Source organism: Vibrio kagoshimensis, from assembly GCF_050337535.1.
Lineage (GTDB): Bacteria > Pseudomonadota > Gammaproteobacteria > Enterobacterales > Vibrionaceae > Vibrio > Vibrio gallaecicus.
Map to the genome: position 1 here is coordinate 52,210 of NZ_JAKJSZ010000012.1, position 18,807 is coordinate 71,016.

Here is an 18,807-nt window from a genome sequence, read left to right on the forward strand (position 1 = left end):
AGATTAGATAAATTATTGGTTTGAGTGATGTAAGAGGGCGGGTCTTGAACCTGCCCTTTAATTCCCAAGCCTTTATATAAAGGGGATGGTAGGCAGCGAAGTTATTTTAGCCGAGTTAGGCGTGATTTTTTTAATAAGAACACCGTTTCTCCCTTTGGCTTTGACGCTATATAGAGCCTCGTCTGCTCGCTGAATTAGCTCTGAATCGAGTAGGGTGTTTTTAAAGTCACTTTCAAACCTTGCACCGCCAATAGATAGAGTAATTCGATCACTACATTTTGATGAATTATGTTCAATGTTGAGGCTGTGTAATTCAGCCTGAAGCTGACTTATTTTCTTTTCTATTTCTTGAAGCTTTAAACACTCCGTAAGAATCAAAAACTCGTCCCCTCCATATCGAAAGACTTTACATATTTCACTTGAAAACGTAGTGCGTAGTAGGTGAGCTAAAGCCAGCAGTACTTCATCTCCTCGAATATGACCATAACTATCATTAAATTGCTTGTAATAGTCGATATCAATCAGCAGTACAGCAAGCTGGTTCGATGTTCTTTCGCACTCTTGTAAATTCTTGATAGAGGATGCAAGTGAAACACGGTTATATAAACCAGTAAGAGGATCTAAATTGACAAGATTATTGAGTTCTTTTTTCTGTTCTTCTAACTGTTTTTTGTGCTGTTTATTTTGCAAATCCACCGCGATGTAAGAGCACAAGTGTTTAATTAAAGACACATGATAATCTTGGTAAGCGTGGCGAAGGTGACTTTGTATCGTCAATACACCAAGAGTTTTGTCATCAAGCACCAGTGGGATCATCATGATTGAAGGGTAGTCTTCTTCAGTTGTACCAACAAAAGCATTCTCAGTTGGTTTCCCATTCAGTAAGTTCTGCAAAACGGCAGGTGAAAAATGACCATGAACGAAAGACTTTTTATTGTTAATACAATAAGTACTTAGGGTTGATTCATCATCACAATTGATTGTGAATGGCTCAAGGAGTTCACCTAAGTCGATGAACTGGTTGTATTGAATCTGCTTCTTTTCCTCGTTATAAAGGCCCAGTGCTAAACAGTCCACATCCATGATTTTGCCTAGGTCGGTATTTAAGCGGAAAACCATATCGGTGAGGTTATTATGCGACCCTAAATACTCGCCAAATGAAGAGATAAGCTTAAGGTTCTTAGCAAGTGACTGTGCGTCTTCAAGTTTTGGTCGCTCAGAATGCAGTTGGTATAACTGAGAAATAGATTCGTTAATATTTTCAGTGTGTATTAACAGTGCTTTCGATTGTAATTCAATCGCATGTTCATAAATGTCACAACGTTGTGTTAGGTCATCAGTTCTACGACCCACTGCTTTTAGTATCTCTGCAAAGTCTCGCATTAAGTTTGCGCTTCCATACTCATAAGCGAGTGAAATCGCTTTTGATAGGTACGAGTGTATGACATCAAAACGTTGATGCTTAGAAGCACAGCGGCAGTATTCGTGCAATGAATCTAGCAGGTAAATGTTGTCATTTAACTTTTCAGCACTATCAATTGCCACCTTGAATTGTTCGAGTGATTCATCAATCTCCCCTAAGATCTCAAGATGTGCACCGTAGGCGTTACCATAGAAGAAACTGCCAAGTAAATTAGGATTTTGGCTTAAATGTTGACGGTACTGGGCGAATTGCTGCTCAGCTATGTCATATCTACCTAACTTAGTATTGCTGTAAGCTAAATTCGTCAGGATAGGCTTGGTCGCAATATTTTCGTTTTGATCACAAGTTTCCCAAGATAGTTCACAGTAGGAGTGGGCTTTAGAGTAATCATGCGTTTCTAGAAAGATGTAACCAAGATTGCCGTATATACGAGCGGCTAACTTTATGTTGTCAAGGTAGGTGCACTCAGTCGCTTGAGTCAGCGCTACAATAGCTTCTGCGTAATTACCCGCGCGAACCAGAGCAATACCGACACCATAATCAATATAGTATTTGAGCGCGATAGATGGAGATGCGGCAGACTTGTGTTTTGCCTCAGCTAATTGCACAAGTGACTCTTGAAGTCGACCTTGCTTAAGCATCAAGAAGCCATGAATAAAGAATTTAACGGCACTTGGAATGGTTTCATCTAAACGAATAGCAGCGTCTTCGATCTCTTGCCTAATGATCATAATATCATTTGGGCTAGGAGCTTCGATTACATTAATTAATCGAACATCCAAATAGTGAGTAAAGCTCTTTGCATAATTCATGGAGACAGATACCTAAAGTTAAGTCTTTATATTGTACGAAGTATTGTTAAGTCTTTAAAGTAAAATGTATCAATTTGTAATCAGCTCGGTATCATCATCTGAATTCATAACCTATTGCAGTGGTTTTACTTAGGAAAGGAAGTTTATGTTACATACTCATCGGTATAGCTTATATGGCTGTATAGCAATTTTACTATGGAGTTGCTTAATGGCGCTTTCACGTAGCGTCTCTGAACAGTTAGGTCCCATTGGTGGTGCTGCCTCGCTTTATACTGTGAGTTCAATTCTGCTCGTACTTATTATGGGTATTCCTAAACTGTCGAAGTTTTCAAAGTCATACCTATTTATTGGTGGTGCACTATTCGTTTGTTATGAAATCTTCTTATCACTGGCATTAGGTATGGCAAATAGCCGTCATCAGGCTATTGAAATGGCGGTTATTAATTACTTATGGCCAGCGATGACCGTATTAGTCGCTGTTATTTTGAGTAAGCAGAAAACCAACCTTTTAGTCTATCCTAGTATCGTGCTTGCCTTTTTCGGTGTGGCATGGAGCATTAGTGGCGATCAAGGTTTATCGGTCAGTCAGATTAGCGCGAATATTGCGACAAACCCTGCGACTTATTCCATGGCGTTTTTCGGTTCGATAATTTGGGCAATTTACTGCAACTACACACAAAAAGTAGCCAATGGTGAAAATGCGATCACTTTATTCTTTATTGCCACGGCTGTGACTTTATGGATTCAATACGCATTAAGTAATGAAACTGGCATGACATACACTCTAGGGGCAAGTCTTGATTTGTTCTTAGCGGGCGTTGTGATGGGAGCGGGATACGCTCTTTGGAATATGGCGATTCTAGGTGGGAACATGGTGCTATTGGCAACGATGTCTTATTTCACTCCAATTTTTTCGACCCTGTTTTCGTCTCTGATTTTGGGACTAACGTTGAGTACCACTTTTTGGCAGGGTGTGGTGATGGTGACAATCGGTTCGATAGCCTGCTGGTGGGTAACGAGAGAGAAAGCGGGATCCAGCGAAGCTGTTGGTCAAATTGAAAAAGTAGAAGGTTAGCTATCGAATGACCTTCTACTATGTTGATACCGATTCAATGGTGATTACATAGCAGAAGGCATCTATAAAGGTGTATTAGCTTGCGATGCTGATTATCTCGCAATAAAGATTATATTAACTCGCGATGTTCAAGTTTAATTGCAGCTCATACGGGAGTTTAGATAATCTGCGCTTTAATTTGCGTCGAGTGCGTTCTAAATCATCGACTGCAATGGTATGGGAGTTATCAGAGTGAACATCCACATTGATACGAAGCTCTTGCCCGACTTTTGTAACGCCAGTGAGTTCTAAACCTTGGTCCGCTTCTTTATCTACTGCATTCACGTTTTGGTCTACTTTGTCACAAATCTCTTGTGTCGCAGACATCATTAACAATTCACGCATGGCTTCTTTCAGCATGTCGAATGGAACTTTGATGAAGTAAAAAGACATCAACAACATCATCATTGGGTCGGCATAAACTGCATACCCAGCAAGTGGTGACCATGTCATCCCCCAAGCCATTACAAAACCAGCCGTGACTGCCACGCTTAATAGTGTATCCATCTGCCATTGTTTAGATTCAGCTTCAATGAGACCTGAAGAAAAGTGGCGACTCTTACGTGCGATATACCACCATGCATAGCTGCAGCCAATAACGTTTACTACTCCGAACAAGGTTGCGATTGAAGCGTCCACTTCACGGCCACCTGTAAATAATGCTTCTATTGCCGAGTAGAGCGAATAGCCGACAACCAGTAAAATCACAATGGCTTTAATCGCGATGACTATAGGTTCAATAATTGCTTTACCGAAAGGGAATTCAGATTGTGAAGGGCGATTAATATAGCGAGAAGCAGCTAGTGACAATAAAGTTAACAGTAAACTGATTAATGAATAGACACCATCAAATACAATGACCAGAGAGCCAACCATTAACCCTAATATCAACCCACCGCCAGCAAAGCCAGAAGCTAAAAGGGCTGAGAAGATTAAGACACGGTTTTCGTTTTGGCTTTTCCTGTCACACATGATGTTTTCCTGATGCTCTTGATAACTTCATTGTTCTCAGAACAGCGTGGTTTTACAAACTTTATCTGTGTGTTAGATAGGTTAAAGAATTGATATTTATTCTTATTCTAATAATTTCAATGTGTTAGTGATTATTTTACCTGTCAATATATTTGACTGTGACTGATTTGTGTCCAATCTAGAAGTCAAATAAGTAATCGCTGAGTTTATCCGCAAGCCAACTCATCCCCGGATGTTCTGTCATACCTGCTGCAATAAACATGCAGTAATCTTCTTGATCAAGACCGTAGGTATGTTTGATCACCGCCAGTTTTTGCTGGCGAAGAAGGTGGCGAATTAAAGGTTCAGGTAATACGCCCCACGCATCATCACGAAGAATGGTATCTAACATGTAGTCAAAGCTAGAAAATCCGATGTAGCGACGTGAAAACGGTTCCAGTTCTGGGTTATCTTTCTCGTTCAAATACACCATAGTGGCTTGCATAGCATTTCGCAGATCTTCGTCCGATACTCGGCGCATAGCACTGAGAGGGTGTTCTTTATTACACACTGACATCATGCGAATTTTACCAAGTGGGTTATAGATCATTTTGGGGTCATCAACTCGTTCGTAGTCGACTCCGAAAGCGAAATCGACTTGCTGAGTTTCAACGAGGTTGGCGAGATCACCGCTAGAAGCCAGTACAAAGTTAAATGAAGTTGAAGGGTAACGGCTGTTTAATGTGTGAGACAAATCTTGCCACATTTCATCTGGGAGGGAATCATCTCTGGCTATCCAAATCTCCGCATTAAATTCGGCAGAAGCTTGTGAACATGTTTGTTTGATTCGAGCTGCAATAGCAAGCATGCCCTCACAATCTTTATAGATGGCTTTACCCGCCTCGGATAACTCTACGTGGTTACCACTTCGAATAAACAACTCAACGTCTAAGTCTTTTTCAAGTGCTTTGATCGACATGCTTAACTTGGTTCGGTTACATTCTAGCTGGCGAGCAGCTTCTGAAACTGAGCCTAAATCGGCTATTGAACAGAATGCTTGAATTTGAGAGAGGTTCATTTCACTTCCGAGTGGGATTGAGTTCGTGAGACATAATACGAATATTGTGCTGACTATCTTAGAATTAGTCCATCATTGAGTGATAAGTCTATGACGAATTGATGGATTTAGTTTACTCTGATGAAGTTCCGAATCTACAAGAAGTAACGATGGAGGCCATGATGGCGAATGAATGGGACGAATACGCACCTAATTGGGAAAAAGACCAAACAACAGGCGTGTTCGCACAATCAGTTTTTGAACAGCTTACGCAGTTGGTTGATCTAGAGGGAACTCGTGTTCTTGATTTTGGTTGTGGTACTGGGTTACTCAGCCAAAAAGTATCCCCTTTAGCAAAAGAGATCATCGCGATGGATATCTCTGAAGCAATGATTGAAGAACTGGATAAAAAAGAGCTAGAGAATGTTGAGCCTGTTGTGGATTATCTTTCCCGTGGTTTAGCTGCTCAGCACCCTGCATTTAGACATCAATTTGATGTGGTTGTCGCTTCTTCAGTGTGTGGCTTTGTTCCGAACTTACAAGATACAGTAAGTTTAATTTACACATTGCTTGAAGAAGACGGTTCATTTATCCACTGGGATTGGTGTGTTGAAAGTGACGATGAAGAGTTTGGTTTGACGATAGAGCGCTCTGAAAGCGTATTATTAGCGGCTGGCTTTTCTTCTGTTGAAGTGTCTATACCATTTTCAATTGATACACCTAAAGGTACTTTCTCGGTATTAATGGGTGTCGGTAAAAAGTCTTCATTACCCAATTTATGACAATAAAATGAGTGCGTGATAGTGGGCTCTGAAAGTTCTCAACATACGCTCACCTGATAGATATTGATAAACATATTACCACAAAGGGTATATTTCCATTATGGAAATGTACCCTTTGTTATATTTCATTAGTGGAAAGGCATTTCACCACCTAAAATAAGCCCATAACGTATCTCTTTCTAGGTAAAAGGGTTTATTCATGAGTCAACAATCTTCTGCTGTACCGCTTTCTACTCTTACTAAACAGCAACAACGATTCAGCGATATTATTTCTGATATGAGTTTGTCTCCAAAACAGAAATCGAGCTATCTAGCGTTGGAAGCTGAAGCAAGCTTACCCTATGTTGAGGTGAGCGATGAGGTGAAATCAGCTTTAGATGAAGGTGTGTTGTGCGACATGTTTGAAGGCCATGCCCCATTTAAGCCGCGCTATGTCTTACCGGATTATTCCAAATACTTGTATCAAGGCTCAGAGTATTTAGAACTTAGTGCGGCGACCAATTTTGATGAAGCATTGAACATGCTGACCATCATTTATCACCATGTGCCATCGGTAACGTCTATTCCAGTTTACTTAGGTCAACTCGATGACGTTTTGATGCCATTTGTCGGTGATTTAACCGATGAACAAATTTATCAAAAATTGAAGCTGTTTTGGATAATGCTGGATAGAACGCTGCCAGATGCATTTATGCATGTGAATATTGGCCCAGCCGACAATATTGTTTGTCGAACTATCCTACGTGTCGATGCTGAGCTGAAGCAAATTGCTCCTAATTTAACTTTCATGTATGACCCAGCAATTACACCTGATGATTTGCTGCGCCAAGCGACCTCAAACATTTGTGAATGCAGTAAGCCTCACATTGCCAATTATCCGCTTCATGCTAAAGCGTACGGTGATAAGAAATTTGGCATTGTAAGTTGCTACAATTCTCTGCCTCTTGCCGGGGGTTCTAATACTTTAGTTCGTATGAACTTGAAAGAAGTTGCTCTCAAATCAGCCGATAGAGTTGATTTTCTTAATCAGGTTTTACCTGCATATAGCCGTATCATGGTTGAACTCATGAATGCGCGATGTACTTTCTTACATGAAGACTCTCATTTCTTCGAAGGCTTTTTAGCTAAAGAAGGGCTTATTGAAGAAAGCCGTTTTGCGCCTATGTTTGGTATATATGGCATGGCAGAAGCGGTGAATATTTTGCTAGAAAAAGAAGCAAAGCAGGGCGCTTATGGCTTGGATGATGAATCGAATCAGTTAGGTCATCGCATTTCAGAAAAGCTTGCTGAGATTGTTGAAATGTCAGATGTGAAGTATGGCTTAGCTGGAAAGGCTTTACTGCATGCTCAAGGCGGTATCAGTTTAGATAAAGAAGTGACTCCGGGTGTGAGAATCCCTTATGGGACAGAACCTGATCCCGTCTCTTATGTTCGTGCAACTGCTGGGCATCATAAATTTTATACTTCAGGCATCAGTGACATCTTAACTATTGATGAAACCGTTAAATCAAACCCCGAAGCGATGTTTAACTTGTGTAAAGGTGCGATTCAAGCTGGTTACCGTGAATTTACCGCAAATGTTGCATCTAATGATTTAGTCCGTGTGACGGGCTATATGGTCAAGCTGTCTGACATTGCAAAATTTGATGATGAAGGTTCTCGAACAAATACGACTTTCTTGGGAGCAGAAGCGGCTAAAAATACCGGTATCCTAGAAAGAAAACCTCGTGTCGCCAGTTTAGAAGTGTCACCCGTTTACGAATAAATAAAAGGTATTTCCAGTGAATACGTTTAACCAATTTCTGATCTAACAACTCATGGCTAGGGTTTATAATAATAAGACAGAAAAACAAGCGAAGGTCAGCCGTGTGCTGACCTTTTCTTGTGTTGACGGGCCTGGTAACAGGCTAGTCCTTTTCCTCCAAGGATGTAACTTTGATTGCATCACATGCCACAACCCCCACACTATTAATCACTGTAACCACTGCGGTGATTGCGTATCAGCATGCCCAAGTAATGCGTTGCAAAAAGACGCCTCAGGTAAAGTCATTTGGAACGTGGCAGCATGCACTCATTGCGATCAATGTATTGATATTTGCAGCTATAAATCCAGCCCGAAGATTACAACAATGACAGTGTCTGATGTGATGGCTGAAATACAAAAAAATCAGTTCTTTTTAAGTGGCATTACTATCTCGGGTGGGGAAGCTACTCTACAGTTGCCCTTTATTATCGAGCTGTTTAGAGAGATAAAAGAAGACCCGCAGCTCGCGCATTTGACTTGCTTTATTGATAGTAATGGCTCATTGCCTATTTCGGGGTGGGAAAGAGTCTTGCCTTACCTAGATGGGGCGATGATTGACCTAAAATCCTGGCAAGAAGAGACCCATCAATGGCTTGTTGGACGAGGGAATCACCGGGTCTTTGAAACAATTCGTTTTTTGAACGAGACAAACAAATTACACGAAGTGCGGTTACTACATATTCCAAACAAGAGCGATTTAGACTCAGAAGTGGAACAGGTCGGGCAATATCTAAAAGCTCTGTCTAGCTCGGTTCAAATTCGTTTAAATGCATTTCAGCACCACGGTGTAGTAGGGCAAGCTTTGCAGTGGTCAAAATGCAGCCGAGAACAAATGGAAACTTTCCACGATAAGCTGCATCTTATTGTTCAGCGACCTATGCTCACTCCTGATGTGTATACGTAATTGTTGTTTTTCGATCTAAACCTGCTTAAATCATGAACTAGCCTTATTACACGACACTAGAAATTGCTCACATAGCCACTTAATTGCAGGGTCGTTCATATTAGGTTTGTTCCATACAAGGCTGTACGCAACTTTCCCGTAATCGAACGGCAAAGGCTTACTGATCAGCCCTTTGGCTTGCAGGGCGCTGTTTGACCAAGCTTTTGAGCAGGTAAACAAGAATGGGGTGTGGTGGCAAAGCACCGCAGCTGCTCCAAAATCCGCTACATTAATCGCAATATCTCGTGGCTTGTACTGCTGCACTAAATTTTGCTCAAAGTATGGCTGTGTCAGCTCGTTTTCTAAGATCCCAATATGCTTATGGTTCAGGTATCCATCTATGGTCAAAGGTTTATCTGCGAGTGGATGGGTAGCGTTCATCAAACAAATCATTTCATCTTCACAAATTGTCTTCCAGATAAGATCTTTGTTTTCGGTTGGGGGTTGTGAAATATCGTGAGGTAAAAGAATACAATTCACTTTCCCGCTTAATAGAGCATCAAATCCTAGTTGCTGTTTTGAATAAATGTTAAGCGTGGCGCTGGGCGCTAGCTCGGTTGTGATATGACTGATCGTTGAAGCAAACACTTCAAAAGTACTTTCACGCATGGAAAGTGAAAAACTGCCTTTGTATTCAGAGGGGCAAAAATTCTGCTGGTGTAAAAGCCCATTCATGCTAGAAAGAATAGCATGGATAGTCGGGGCTATTTTGATGGCGAAGGGCGTTGGAATGAGCTTGGTGCCATCTCGGTAAAATAAGTCGTCACTCAAGATTTCACGAAGTTGAGAAAGCGTTTTACTCACACTTGATGGACTAACACAAAGCTGTTCTGCAGTTTGAGTGACGCTATGAGTATTAAGCATTATATGCAAAGCAGTGAGGTGCTTTAAACTGACACGAGAAAGGTGTAGGTAATCCATTGAAGGCTCAAAGGTGATTATTTTTGTAGTGGGTGCATTATACGTGTGCCCAAAATAAATTGGGCACATAAATTATAAAATAGTTGTTTAATTTCAGTAAAATGGCTATTGCTATTTCTCTTGAATAGCAGTTAATAAGGCTTAAAGGCACCAAGCAATAAAGTCTATAGCTTTACTCTTGTTCTTCCTTGCTTGATGACATGTCTTGTCTTGCCTTGTTAAGTCAGAGATACCGCTTGTTCAAAGACTCGCTGCACTTCATCTAGGGCGGTTGGGTTTGCAATTGCCCCTATGTTTTTGACCGTCTGACCATGAATGATCTGTTTTACGGCTAGTTCGACAAGTTTGCCCGATTTAGTTTTCGGTATATCAGACAGCGGGAGAACAAGCCTTGGTACATGCCTTGGTGAACAGCGCTTTCGAAGCAGGGTTTTGATAGTGTTGACAAGTTCGTCGGTGAGTTTTTGTTTTCCAGTGGTTTGCACAAATAGTACGATCACTTCATCTGTGCCTTGCTGTAATCCTACCGCGATTGAATCGACGATTTCGTCCATCGCATTAACTTGCTGATAAATTTCTCCAGTGCCAATTCTTACTCCACCTGGGTTTAAAGTGGTGTCGCTGCGACCAAAAAAGATCATGCCTTGATTTTCGGTTGGTAAAACATCATCTCCATGGTGCCAAATCCCCTCAAACTTATCCCAATAGCTAGCATGATATTTTTCGCCATTATCTCCCCAAAAGCCGATGGGCTGATTTGGAAAACTGTTCAAGCATGCTAGCTCACCTCTCTGATTACTAAGTGGGCTGCCTTGTTCATCAATTGCTTGAATATCTAAACCAAGAGCACTGCTTTGACATTCACCTCGAAAAACAGGGCTTATAGGATTGCCTAAGACAAAGCAGCCACAGATATCTGTCCCACCTGAAATTGAAGCCAAATGCAGATCGCGTTTTATATTCTGATAAACAAAATCAAACTGCTCTGGGTACAGAACAGAACCGGTGGAACAAAGGGTTTTTAGATGATGTAGGTTATGAGCTGAAGTGGGAATGTAATGCGCTTTTTGTAGTGCTTCTAAGTATTTCGCGGATGTGCCGAATAGCGTGACTTGCTGTTGTTCGGCTAACTCCCATAAAACACTGGGTGATGGGTACATTGGGCTGCCATCATAAATGACAAGGGTGGCCCCGCTTGCTAAAGCTGAAACGTGCCAATTCCACATCATCCAACCACAGGTTGTGTAATAAAACACGCGATCTTGAGGCTTGATATCACTATGAAGTTGATGTTCTTTTAGGTGATTAAGTGTGGTACCACCAACAGAGTGGACAATGCACTTTGGTTTTCCTGTGGTGCCTGACGAGTAAAGAACGAATAACGGTTCATTAAAACCAATACGCTTAAATTCTATGTTAGTGGGCTCAAAAGACCTGACCATCTTTTTCCATAAAAGAGGCGTTACTTCAGAAGTGACTTTTTCATCTGGTTGTTGTGCCGGTAGGCTACCTGAACCTGAAAGCGACTCGGAATTTGGACTTGCTTGATATTGAACTTCTACGCATCGAATTAAACTGGGTAAGCGAGTGGATATTTGATGATTTTTACTCGCCATAGAATGATGCTTACCGTTGAATGAATAGCCATCACAATAGAATAGAACTTTAGGTTTAACTTGGCTAAAGCGCTCTACAACACTTTCAACTCCGAAATCTGGCGATGTTGAGGTCCATACCGCGCCAAGACTTGTCGTTGCCAACATAGCAATTAACGTTTCCGTTAAGTGCGGTAAATAGCCAGCAACAGTGTCACCTTGTTTAACACCTTGAGTGCGTAACCATTGCTGTACAGACGAGACTTGTTCGTAAAGCTGTTGCCAAGTGATTGAGCTGTTTTCGCCCCTTTCATTTGAGAAAATGACGGCTAGTTCGTTTGGGTATTGAGTTGTATATTCGAGCAAGTTTTCAGCGTAGTTGAGTTTTGCTTGTGGAAACCATTGAGTGTCTCTAGCGCCGACAAACTCTTGCCATTTAGCTTTGCCCGCGGCTTTGATGGTATGCCCTTGAGCACCCTTTATATTGCAAAAATCCCAGGTCTCTTCCCAAAAGACAGCGTCGTTTTTTATTGACCAATCATGAAGTTGCGTGAAATTAGTGATGTCTGCATGGTGATGGCAGATTCGCTCAATAAAACGCTGGATGTTCGAGCTTTTAATGCGCTCTGTTGTTGGTGTCCAGATCGGTTGTTGGATCGACATAGTTCCCTCATTTTTTACGAATTCCATTGAGTTATTTTTGTGGCACACGAGCCACTTGTCAAAAAATAGGCGATAAAACATTCAGTTGATTAATAAGGTAAAAAAGTGAAAATGTAAATTATTTGTTACATAGGGTGGCGTGCTGATTTTACTCGTATTATTGGCAGTGAAGCATCAAGTGGGTAGGCTTAATGTAAATAAGTTGTTAACTAAATGGCAATTTTTACAAAGGAGAAGGGGTGATGACTCAATATCATTCCAAGCCTGTTGATGAAGCTGGAATCGTCGATTGGAGCAAGGAAGAAGATCGAATTTGGCATGATTTAGTTGTTCGCCAATTAGACAAGGTTAATGATAAAGCCTGCCAAGCCTATTTGGATGGTTTAGACACGCTAAATCTTTCAATAGATAGGGTACCGCAGTTACCTGAAATTAATGCAGTATTACAAAGAGAAACGGGTTGGAGTGTTGAACCTGTGCCTGCTTTGATTAATTTCGATCGATTTTTTGATTTATTGGCGAATAAAAAATTCCCCGTCGCGACTTTTTTACGAAGTAGGGAAGAGTTTGATTATCTTCAAGAACCTGATTTTTTCCATGAGGTTTTCGGGCATTGCGCAATGCTGACTCACCCTGATTTTGCATCATTTACTCACAAATACGGGCAACTCGGGCAGAAAGCAAGTAGCAAGGAAAGGGCTTATTTAGCAAGGTTATATTGGTTTACGGTTGAATTTGGTTTAGTAAAAGAAAAAGGACAAACCAAGATTTACGGCGGTGGAATACTCTCTTCACCTGGGGAAACCATTTATGCTTTAGGCAACCCTGAACAACTGCATCAACCATTTAATGTTGAGAACGTATTAAGAACGCCTTACCGAATCGATATTATGCAACCCACTTATTTCGAGTTAGGTGATATCAAAGAACTCTATCAATTGAGCCAAATGGATTTAATGGCACAAGTCCATAATGCTATGGAATTGGGCTTATTCACACCACTTTTTGAACGAAAGGAAGTTACACATGCTGGATGAATTACGTTGCGAAGCCTGCAGTACAGACGCTCAAGCTTTATCTGCTGAAGATCGCAGATTGTTGTTCACAGAATTGACTGGATGGGAAATGCTAGAAAGAGAAGGCATTCCGCAGCTAGAAAAAGTATATAAGTTTAAAAACTTCAAGCTCGCATGGGCATTTTCAAATAAAGTCGCAGAACTTGCTGAAGACGAATTCCATCACCCATCAATATTGTTGGAGTGGGGGCAAGTCACTGTTACATGGTGGAGCCATTCGATTAAAGGTTTGCATCGTAATGATTTTATTTGTGCCTCAAAGTGTGATTCGTTGGCTTAGAACCTTTTAGTTCACGACTTTAATTGTAAATAACACTTAGCCTAAAGGTGTTCCTTTTAGGCTATTTTTTTAGCTTTATTATCCTCAACCTCAACCTCAACCTCAAGGCTATTGGCTTTGAACGTATCAGTTTTAAGCGTATTAGATTCCATACTTTTGTTCGACTCTAACGTGTTATTTGGTTCTGCTGGTTTGATAACTTTATGAGTTTCAATGCTCTGCTTGAAGTTGTGAGTTTCAAGCAAATCCGTGAGAACACAAACGCTCACGGGTTTAGACTTTAAGTAACCTTGAATATAGTCACATTGATAGTCAGCGAGTGTCGCTAATTGAGACTTTGTTTCTACGCCTTCAGCAACCACTGGTAAGGAAATCGTATGAGCCATGTTTATGATCGCTTTACATAGCTTGGCTGACTTACAATCAGGGCTGTCGATGTTATCGATGAAACTTTTATCCATTTTGAGTATATCAATGGGGTAATCACACAGCACTGCAAGCGAGGAGTAGCCGGATCCAAAATCATCAAGGTAAATCGAAATACCCAGTTCTTTGATTTGTTTCAGAGCTCTTACTGTGCACTCAGAATTGCTCAGCAGCAGTGATTCGGTTATCTCGACTCCCAGTAGTTGAGGGGGAAAACTGGCGTGTTCCAGAACAGCTTGTAGCGTATGCAGTATATGGTTGGATTCAAACTGTTTTGCCGAGACATTGATATTAATCCGAGGAACATGCTTAACCAAAGGATTTAGCCATAACTGTTCGAGTGTTCGGCAGGCTCTTTTTACCACCCAATCTCCAATTTTTATAATCAGCCCAGTTTCCTCGGCAATTGGAATAAAGTCTGCAGGTGAAATGGGTCCATAGTCTTTATGGGTCCAGCGCAGTAAAGCTTCAACACCAGTAATGGCGTGTGTTTTTTGGCAATAGATGGGTTGATAAGCGAGGAACAGTTGTTGTAACGCCACTGCTTGTGTCAATTCTTGCTCTAAGGTGAACCTTTGCTTGGCTTGAATAAACATCGTATCGTCGAAAAAAACAATTCGGTCATTAGCTGAACGCTTAGCTTTATACATGGCGGTATCGGCTTCACGTAAAATTTGCGCGACAGAATGACAAGGTTCATTGACCATAGAGATACCAATACTTGCACCCACATGGCAAGTACGCCCTTGGATATTGTAGGGCTGAGCAAGCAATTCATTATAGCGTTTTGCAATCATTCCAAGAGATTCAGGGTCAACATTGTTGTACAGGCAAACAACAAATTCATCTCCTCCAAATCGATAACACTTATCGCCGAGCCGTGTACTTTCCGTTAGCCTCAAAGCAACTTGTTGCAAGACGTTGTCACCCACCAAGTGTCCCATAGAGTCATTAATGACTTTAAAACGGTCTAAGTCGATGAATAACACCGCGAACCCATTTTCAGGGTGCGTTTTTAAACTGGCGACTTTATGAGTTAGGTGCAAATTTAGTGCTTGTCGGTTATATAGATTAGTGAGGTCATCACGAATGGCTTGCTGCTCAATAGAACGAGTTTTGTCTTCTACAAGCTTATTTGAAATGGCTAAACGATTAGAATAAAAGCGAGCTCCCCAAGCTACGGAATAAGTCAGTAAAGCGATGAGAAAAACGCAAAATCCACCATAAAGAAATGTGCTATGGCTATTGTCTAGTTGTGAGACTTGTATCTTCCAAGCGGTATCTAAGGTTGAAATATATAACTCTTTGGAACGTGATACTTCTTGCTCAAGACCTGTAACTTTTTTAAATCGGCTATTTATGTGGGATTCAAAAATAGGAACGGAAGAAGAATCATCCGCTTGGAAAACATTAATGTTGAATGATTGAGCGTTAACTTCGTCTTTCCATGCTTTCCCTAAAAATTCATAGAAAAAGATATGCGAAACCACAAAACCTGTCAGCTCCTGTGATTCTAAAATAACGGGAAGAAATAAGCGGCTTCCGATGAAACCATCTTGTATGAAAGGAGCGGCAACAATTTGATTGTTTTTAGCGGCACGATGCATGGCTTGGAGTTGTTCACAATTTCCCGCAACTGGGCTACCTAAGTAATCACTACCTTCAAATTTAGGGGAAACATAAAGTGCAGGAAAAAACGTGTTATCAGTGTTTTCTACACAATCAATAAAAGCAGGGTCATTAGCTTCACGAGTTAAAACAGCATATCCGAGTAAGCCTTGTTGGGCTGCTTCTTGCTCTAGGGATTCAATATTTTGAGATATGACGCTTGGAGCCCAAATTACGGATTGAATTGCTGAGTCGATGCCCGTTTTTTGATCAAGAAAATATTGAAATTGTTCCTGGCTGGGGTTGTTGGCATGGAGGAGAAATGCACGAGTGGAGTACATTAATTCGGAGAGATCTTCGAAAGATGCATTTAATGCTTTAATCTTATTGTTGAACTGTCTATCGAGTTGGTCGTGTAACCGTCGAGATTCATAAAACCCAATGGTAAGGAAGCTCGCGATAGCGGTAAGAATACCAATAGACCAAATTATACGGTTCATCTTTTGATTAATGAAACGAAGCACATCCATAACTCCACTTTATAGAACTGAAATCATAATAGTGATAAGAAAGTTAATTGCAAATGATAATTGTTACTAAAGATGGTCGTTGTATGATTTGTGGTCAGAATAAAGTGCTTATCCTTTAAAGTGCTTATTTTTAGGTGTTTAGCTACCTACCCACCTACTTATCTATCTTGAGTGGGGCACCACGAAGAAGCCATGAGCCAGTGATAGCCGATTTATGAATGTTGGAGATTGTGGTTGAGCGGAAATGTAAATGACTAATAATGAAAGATAGAGCTTATGAAGTACAGCTATCAAGCCTATCCTTATTGCTGGATAGGCATGTTAACTACTGTACTCTTATCGTGCTAATTTATGGTGAGCTCTTGAAAAGTGTCCCGCACAGAAGGCTCCGACAATGGAAAGCTCCCCAGCTAAACACAATGCAGCGCAAACTTCAGCTAAGGCTTGTGATTTACCGTTACCATGTAACTCCATTAAGTCTAAGCAGGCTTTTTGACTAGGCAGAGAAGTACCACCACCCACTGTCCCTAGCATTAAGTTAGGTAAAGTCACGCTCGCGTATAAACCACCTTCATTGTTCAACTCCATGCGAGTCATTCCAATGGCTGATTCGGCAACACAAGCGGCATCTTGACCACAAGCTATATAAAGGGCAGCTAAGGCATTTGCATAGTGTGCATTAATACCAATTGTGCCACTTAATGCTCCGCCTACTGTGGTCATTTGACCGAATTGAACCATCTTTTTAGGCGTCGTATGCAAATACTTTTGAACCAGTTCGGCTGGAATATTCACTTCAGCGGTGACTTTCTTGCCACGGACACTGCGTAAAGTTTGCGTATTCGCTTTTTTATCTCCAGATAGATTACCATCTAAGAAAGCATGATCTGGAGTTACTGGAGTATTTTCTATAATGAATTCAAACACGGCATTAGTGGCAATAGTCACCATGTTTTGACCAGATGCATCTCCCGTTAAAAACTCAAAAACTAAGTAAACGTGGTTACCTTCAATATTAATATTGATGTCTGTAAGCTTGCCATGGGAGGTGGTTGACTCAGCAATATCTTTAAACGTTTGATATTGAGTTACTGCCCAAGCAACGAATTGTCCTGCTTCTACCAACCCTTTAAATGCAAAACCTGGTGTTCGTGTCACCCCTTCATTAAGCAGCATTGCGCTTGCTCCACCACATGCGGTTAAAAGCTTTGAACCACGATTGTACGAAGCAACCAAGGCTGCTTCAGTGGTTGCTAGTGGCACAAGGTAATCCCCTTCAGAAAATAAGCCATTTACTCTTAGTGGACCAGCAATACCAACAGGAACTTTGACGGTACCAATAAAATGCTCAATGTTTTTCTCATAAACCTGAAATTGGTTTTGAGTATGGCTATCGAGAAGCTCGGCTTGTGCTTGGGTGTTACTGAGTTTATCCCAGCGACGTTCAAGGTTTTTTTCTGTTAGGTATGGGCTTGGTGTCAGTTTGTTTGTTGGTTTTTCAAAATGAGGTTCAAGCTTTTTTGCTAAGTCTTCTGCTGAAATATCGCCCCCTAAGATAGAGACATAGTCACGGCGATGCAGATTGAGTTTTGGCATAGTGGTACAAGGTCAATAATTTTCGATGATTTTACCGAGTAAAATCTCAGAAACAAGAGTTGGATATAATGAGTTACAGTTTGTTGAACTTAATCTGTTCTTTGAGCTTTTTATCGTCGAACTTGAGAGCGATTATTTATAAAACTAATCGGTTTAAAGGGGAGTATTTGATGGTTTAGGTTGCTAAATGGGTAGGGTAAATGAATGAATAATGAGCAGGGGTTTTAAATATGAATGTCGAGTAAGCTACCGATCATTTCATTGTTGCGCTCAACGACACTCGCCCCAATTCTGTTGTAGTTAGAGCTCTGGGTTAGTTTCATCATTGCATCTGAGTGGGAAGGAATAGGCTCTGATGGTTTAGCTTCGGTTACTTGGTTTGGTTGCGGTGCTTCAACTTGGTTAAAAGCTAAGTCATTTTGTTGTGGATTATTGAGTTGGGCTTCACGTTGAGATGCTTGGTTTATTTCAACCGCGGCTTCTTCAGCCATCTGTGAAGATTGCTGAATCATTTGGTAGCCAGATTGAATACCTGAAATCGACATATATACCCTAGAAAATAAATGTACTTAGTAATTTTAGTTTGGTGAATAAATGTACGCAAGCTAGATCGTATATCTAGTGCTTAAATTTGTTGGTGAGAACTACATTTTTATGTTTATGCCCATGTTTTTCATGAGATAGCTTGTGTAAAAAGGCTTTCTGGAGGGAGAGCCACTGCTATGGCTTCATTGTGTATCGTATTTTTATAGTTTTGTTTAGTGTTTAGTGTTTAGTGTTTAGTGCTTAGTGCTTAGTGCTTAGTGCTTAGTGCTTAGTCTTGTCGAAATTGGAGTTCTAGGTTAGTTAAACAAGGTTGCGATGACATTGCGTTCTTCATCTGTGAGTAAGTCTTTTTTAGGCTCTTCAATCGAACCGTGAATTTCACCTTGTAGCATTCTAAGCTGTTGTGGTGTGAGCTGTTGTATCTGTTGTTTAAAGTTTTCAAATTGTTGTGTATTCATCATAAGCCTTACGTTTTAATTCTTGTGGGATGTAACAAGTCGAATCTGCAAAAAATTGCGGAACAGACTTTTTGTTTTGCTTTTATACAACTATAAATTTAGGTGGTTGTTTTTTGTCCGAGAATTGTCAGGCTAGGTTAAGAGTAGGTCAATCTGAATGGGCAGTTGTTAGCGGTATTGTTAAATACAAAAAGAGTTGCAGCTTCACTTAGTTACATCGGA

15 protein-coding genes are annotated in these 18,807 nt (G+C 40.8%); 6 read left to right on the forward strand and 9 right to left on the reverse strand.

The features are described 5' to 3' along the window. Window positions 1-72 precede the first annotated feature (72 nt). Complete coding sequence (locus L4C37_RS12805) at window positions 73-2,235, reverse strand: sensor domain-containing diguanylate cyclase (protein ID WP_429768816.1); 2,163 nt, start codon at window positions 2,233-2,235, stop codon at window positions 73-75. Between the two features lie 145 nt (window positions 2,236-2,380). Here L4C37_RS12805 and yddG point away from each other — a divergent pair, with 145 nt between their 5' ends. Continuing rightward, window positions 2,381-3,310 carry an aromatic amino acid DMT transporter YddG gene (gene yddG, locus L4C37_RS12810; protein WP_429768817.1) on the forward strand — a complete coding sequence of 310 codons (930 nt, stop codon included), beginning with the start codon at window positions 2,381-2,383 and terminating at the stop codon, window positions 3,308-3,310. Window positions 3,311-3,424: 114 nt separating this feature from the next. Here the strand turns inward: yddG and L4C37_RS12815 are convergent, their stop codons facing one another. Both L4C37_RS12815 and L4C37_RS12820 read right to left on the reverse strand, forming a co-directional pair. Next, on the reverse strand, window positions 3,425-4,321 hold the full coding sequence (locus L4C37_RS12815; protein WP_273294951.1) for a cation diffusion facilitator family transporter: 897 nt from the start codon (window positions 4,319-4,321) through the stop codon (window positions 3,425-3,427). A 178-nt stretch (window positions 4,322-4,499) separates the two neighbouring features. Next, window positions 4,500-5,378: a LysR family transcriptional regulator gene (locus L4C37_RS12820; protein WP_137372174.1), complete on the reverse strand. Its 879-nt coding sequence runs from the start codon at window positions 5,376-5,378 to the stop codon at window positions 4,500-4,502. 161 nt (window positions 5,379-5,539) lie between these two features. Here L4C37_RS12820 and L4C37_RS12825 point away from each other — a divergent pair, with 161 nt between their 5' ends. From L4C37_RS12825 to L4C37_RS12835, 3 genes are all read left to right on the forward strand, one after another. Beyond that, complete coding sequence (locus L4C37_RS12825) at window positions 5,540-6,139, forward strand: class I SAM-dependent DNA methyltransferase (protein ID WP_273294963.1); 600 nt, start codon at window positions 5,540-5,542, stop codon at window positions 6,137-6,139. 199 nt (window positions 6,140-6,338) lie between these two features. Then, complete coding sequence (locus L4C37_RS12830) at window positions 6,339-7,904, forward strand: YjjI family glycine radical enzyme (protein WP_429768818.1); 1,566 nt, start codon at window positions 6,339-6,341, stop codon at window positions 7,902-7,904. 52 nt (window positions 7,905-7,956) lie between these two features. Beyond that, complete coding sequence (locus L4C37_RS12835) at window positions 7,957-8,847, forward strand: YjjW family glycine radical enzyme activase (protein ID WP_429768819.1); 891 nt, start codon at window positions 7,957-7,959, stop codon at window positions 8,845-8,847. Between the two features lie 30 nt (window positions 8,848-8,877). Here the strand turns inward: L4C37_RS12835 and L4C37_RS12840 are convergent, their stop codons facing one another. Both L4C37_RS12840 and L4C37_RS12845 read right to left on the reverse strand, forming a co-directional pair. Beyond that, entirely contained in the window at window positions 8,878-9,807 is a 930-nt protein-coding gene (locus tag L4C37_RS12840; protein ID WP_273294955.1) for a LysR family transcriptional regulator, read from the reverse strand. Between the two features lie 218 nt (window positions 9,808-10,025). Beyond that, entirely contained in the window at window positions 10,026-12,065 is a 2,040-nt protein-coding gene (locus tag L4C37_RS12845) for an acetoacetate--CoA ligase (RefSeq protein WP_429768820.1), read from the reverse strand. Between the two features lie 242 nt (window positions 12,066-12,307). Between L4C37_RS12845 and phhA the strand changes: the two genes are divergently transcribed. After that, complete coding sequence (phhA, locus tag L4C37_RS12850) at window positions 12,308-13,102, forward strand: phenylalanine 4-monooxygenase (RefSeq protein ID WP_137372179.1); 795 nt, start codon at window positions 12,308-12,310, stop codon at window positions 13,100-13,102. Continuing rightward, window positions 13,092-13,421 carry a 4a-hydroxytetrahydrobiopterin dehydratase gene (locus tag L4C37_RS12855; protein ID WP_273294959.1) on the forward strand — a complete coding sequence of 110 codons (330 nt, stop codon included), beginning with the start codon at window positions 13,092-13,094 and terminating at the stop codon, window positions 13,419-13,421. The genes phhA and L4C37_RS12855 overlap by 11 nt, the downstream gene beginning before the upstream one ends. Before the next feature lie 56 nt (window positions 13,422-13,477). Here the strand turns inward: L4C37_RS12855 and L4C37_RS12860 are convergent, their stop codons facing one another. From L4C37_RS12860 to L4C37_RS12875, 4 genes are all read right to left on the reverse strand, one after another. Next, on the reverse strand, window positions 13,478-15,985 hold the full coding sequence (locus L4C37_RS12860; RefSeq protein ID WP_429768821.1) for a bifunctional diguanylate cyclase/phosphodiesterase: 2,508 nt from the start codon (window positions 15,983-15,985) through the stop codon (window positions 13,478-13,480). Window positions 15,986-16,321: 336 nt separating this feature from the next. Next, a complete protein-coding gene (locus tag L4C37_RS12865; RefSeq protein ID WP_429768822.1) occupies window positions 16,322-17,581 on the reverse strand; it encodes a hydroxymethylglutaryl-CoA reductase in 1,260 nt (419 codons plus the stop codon). Between the two features lie 224 nt (window positions 17,582-17,805). Further along, window positions 17,806-18,126 carry a hypothetical protein gene (locus tag L4C37_RS12870; protein WP_372265341.1) on the reverse strand — a complete coding sequence of 107 codons (321 nt, stop codon included), beginning with the start codon at window positions 18,124-18,126 and terminating at the stop codon, window positions 17,806-17,808. Between the two features lie 297 nt (window positions 18,127-18,423). After that, on the reverse strand, window positions 18,424-18,588 hold the full coding sequence (locus L4C37_RS12875; protein ID WP_429768920.1) for a hypothetical protein: 165 nt from the start codon (window positions 18,586-18,588) through the stop codon (window positions 18,424-18,426). Window positions 18,589-18,807: the final 219 nt, after the last annotated feature.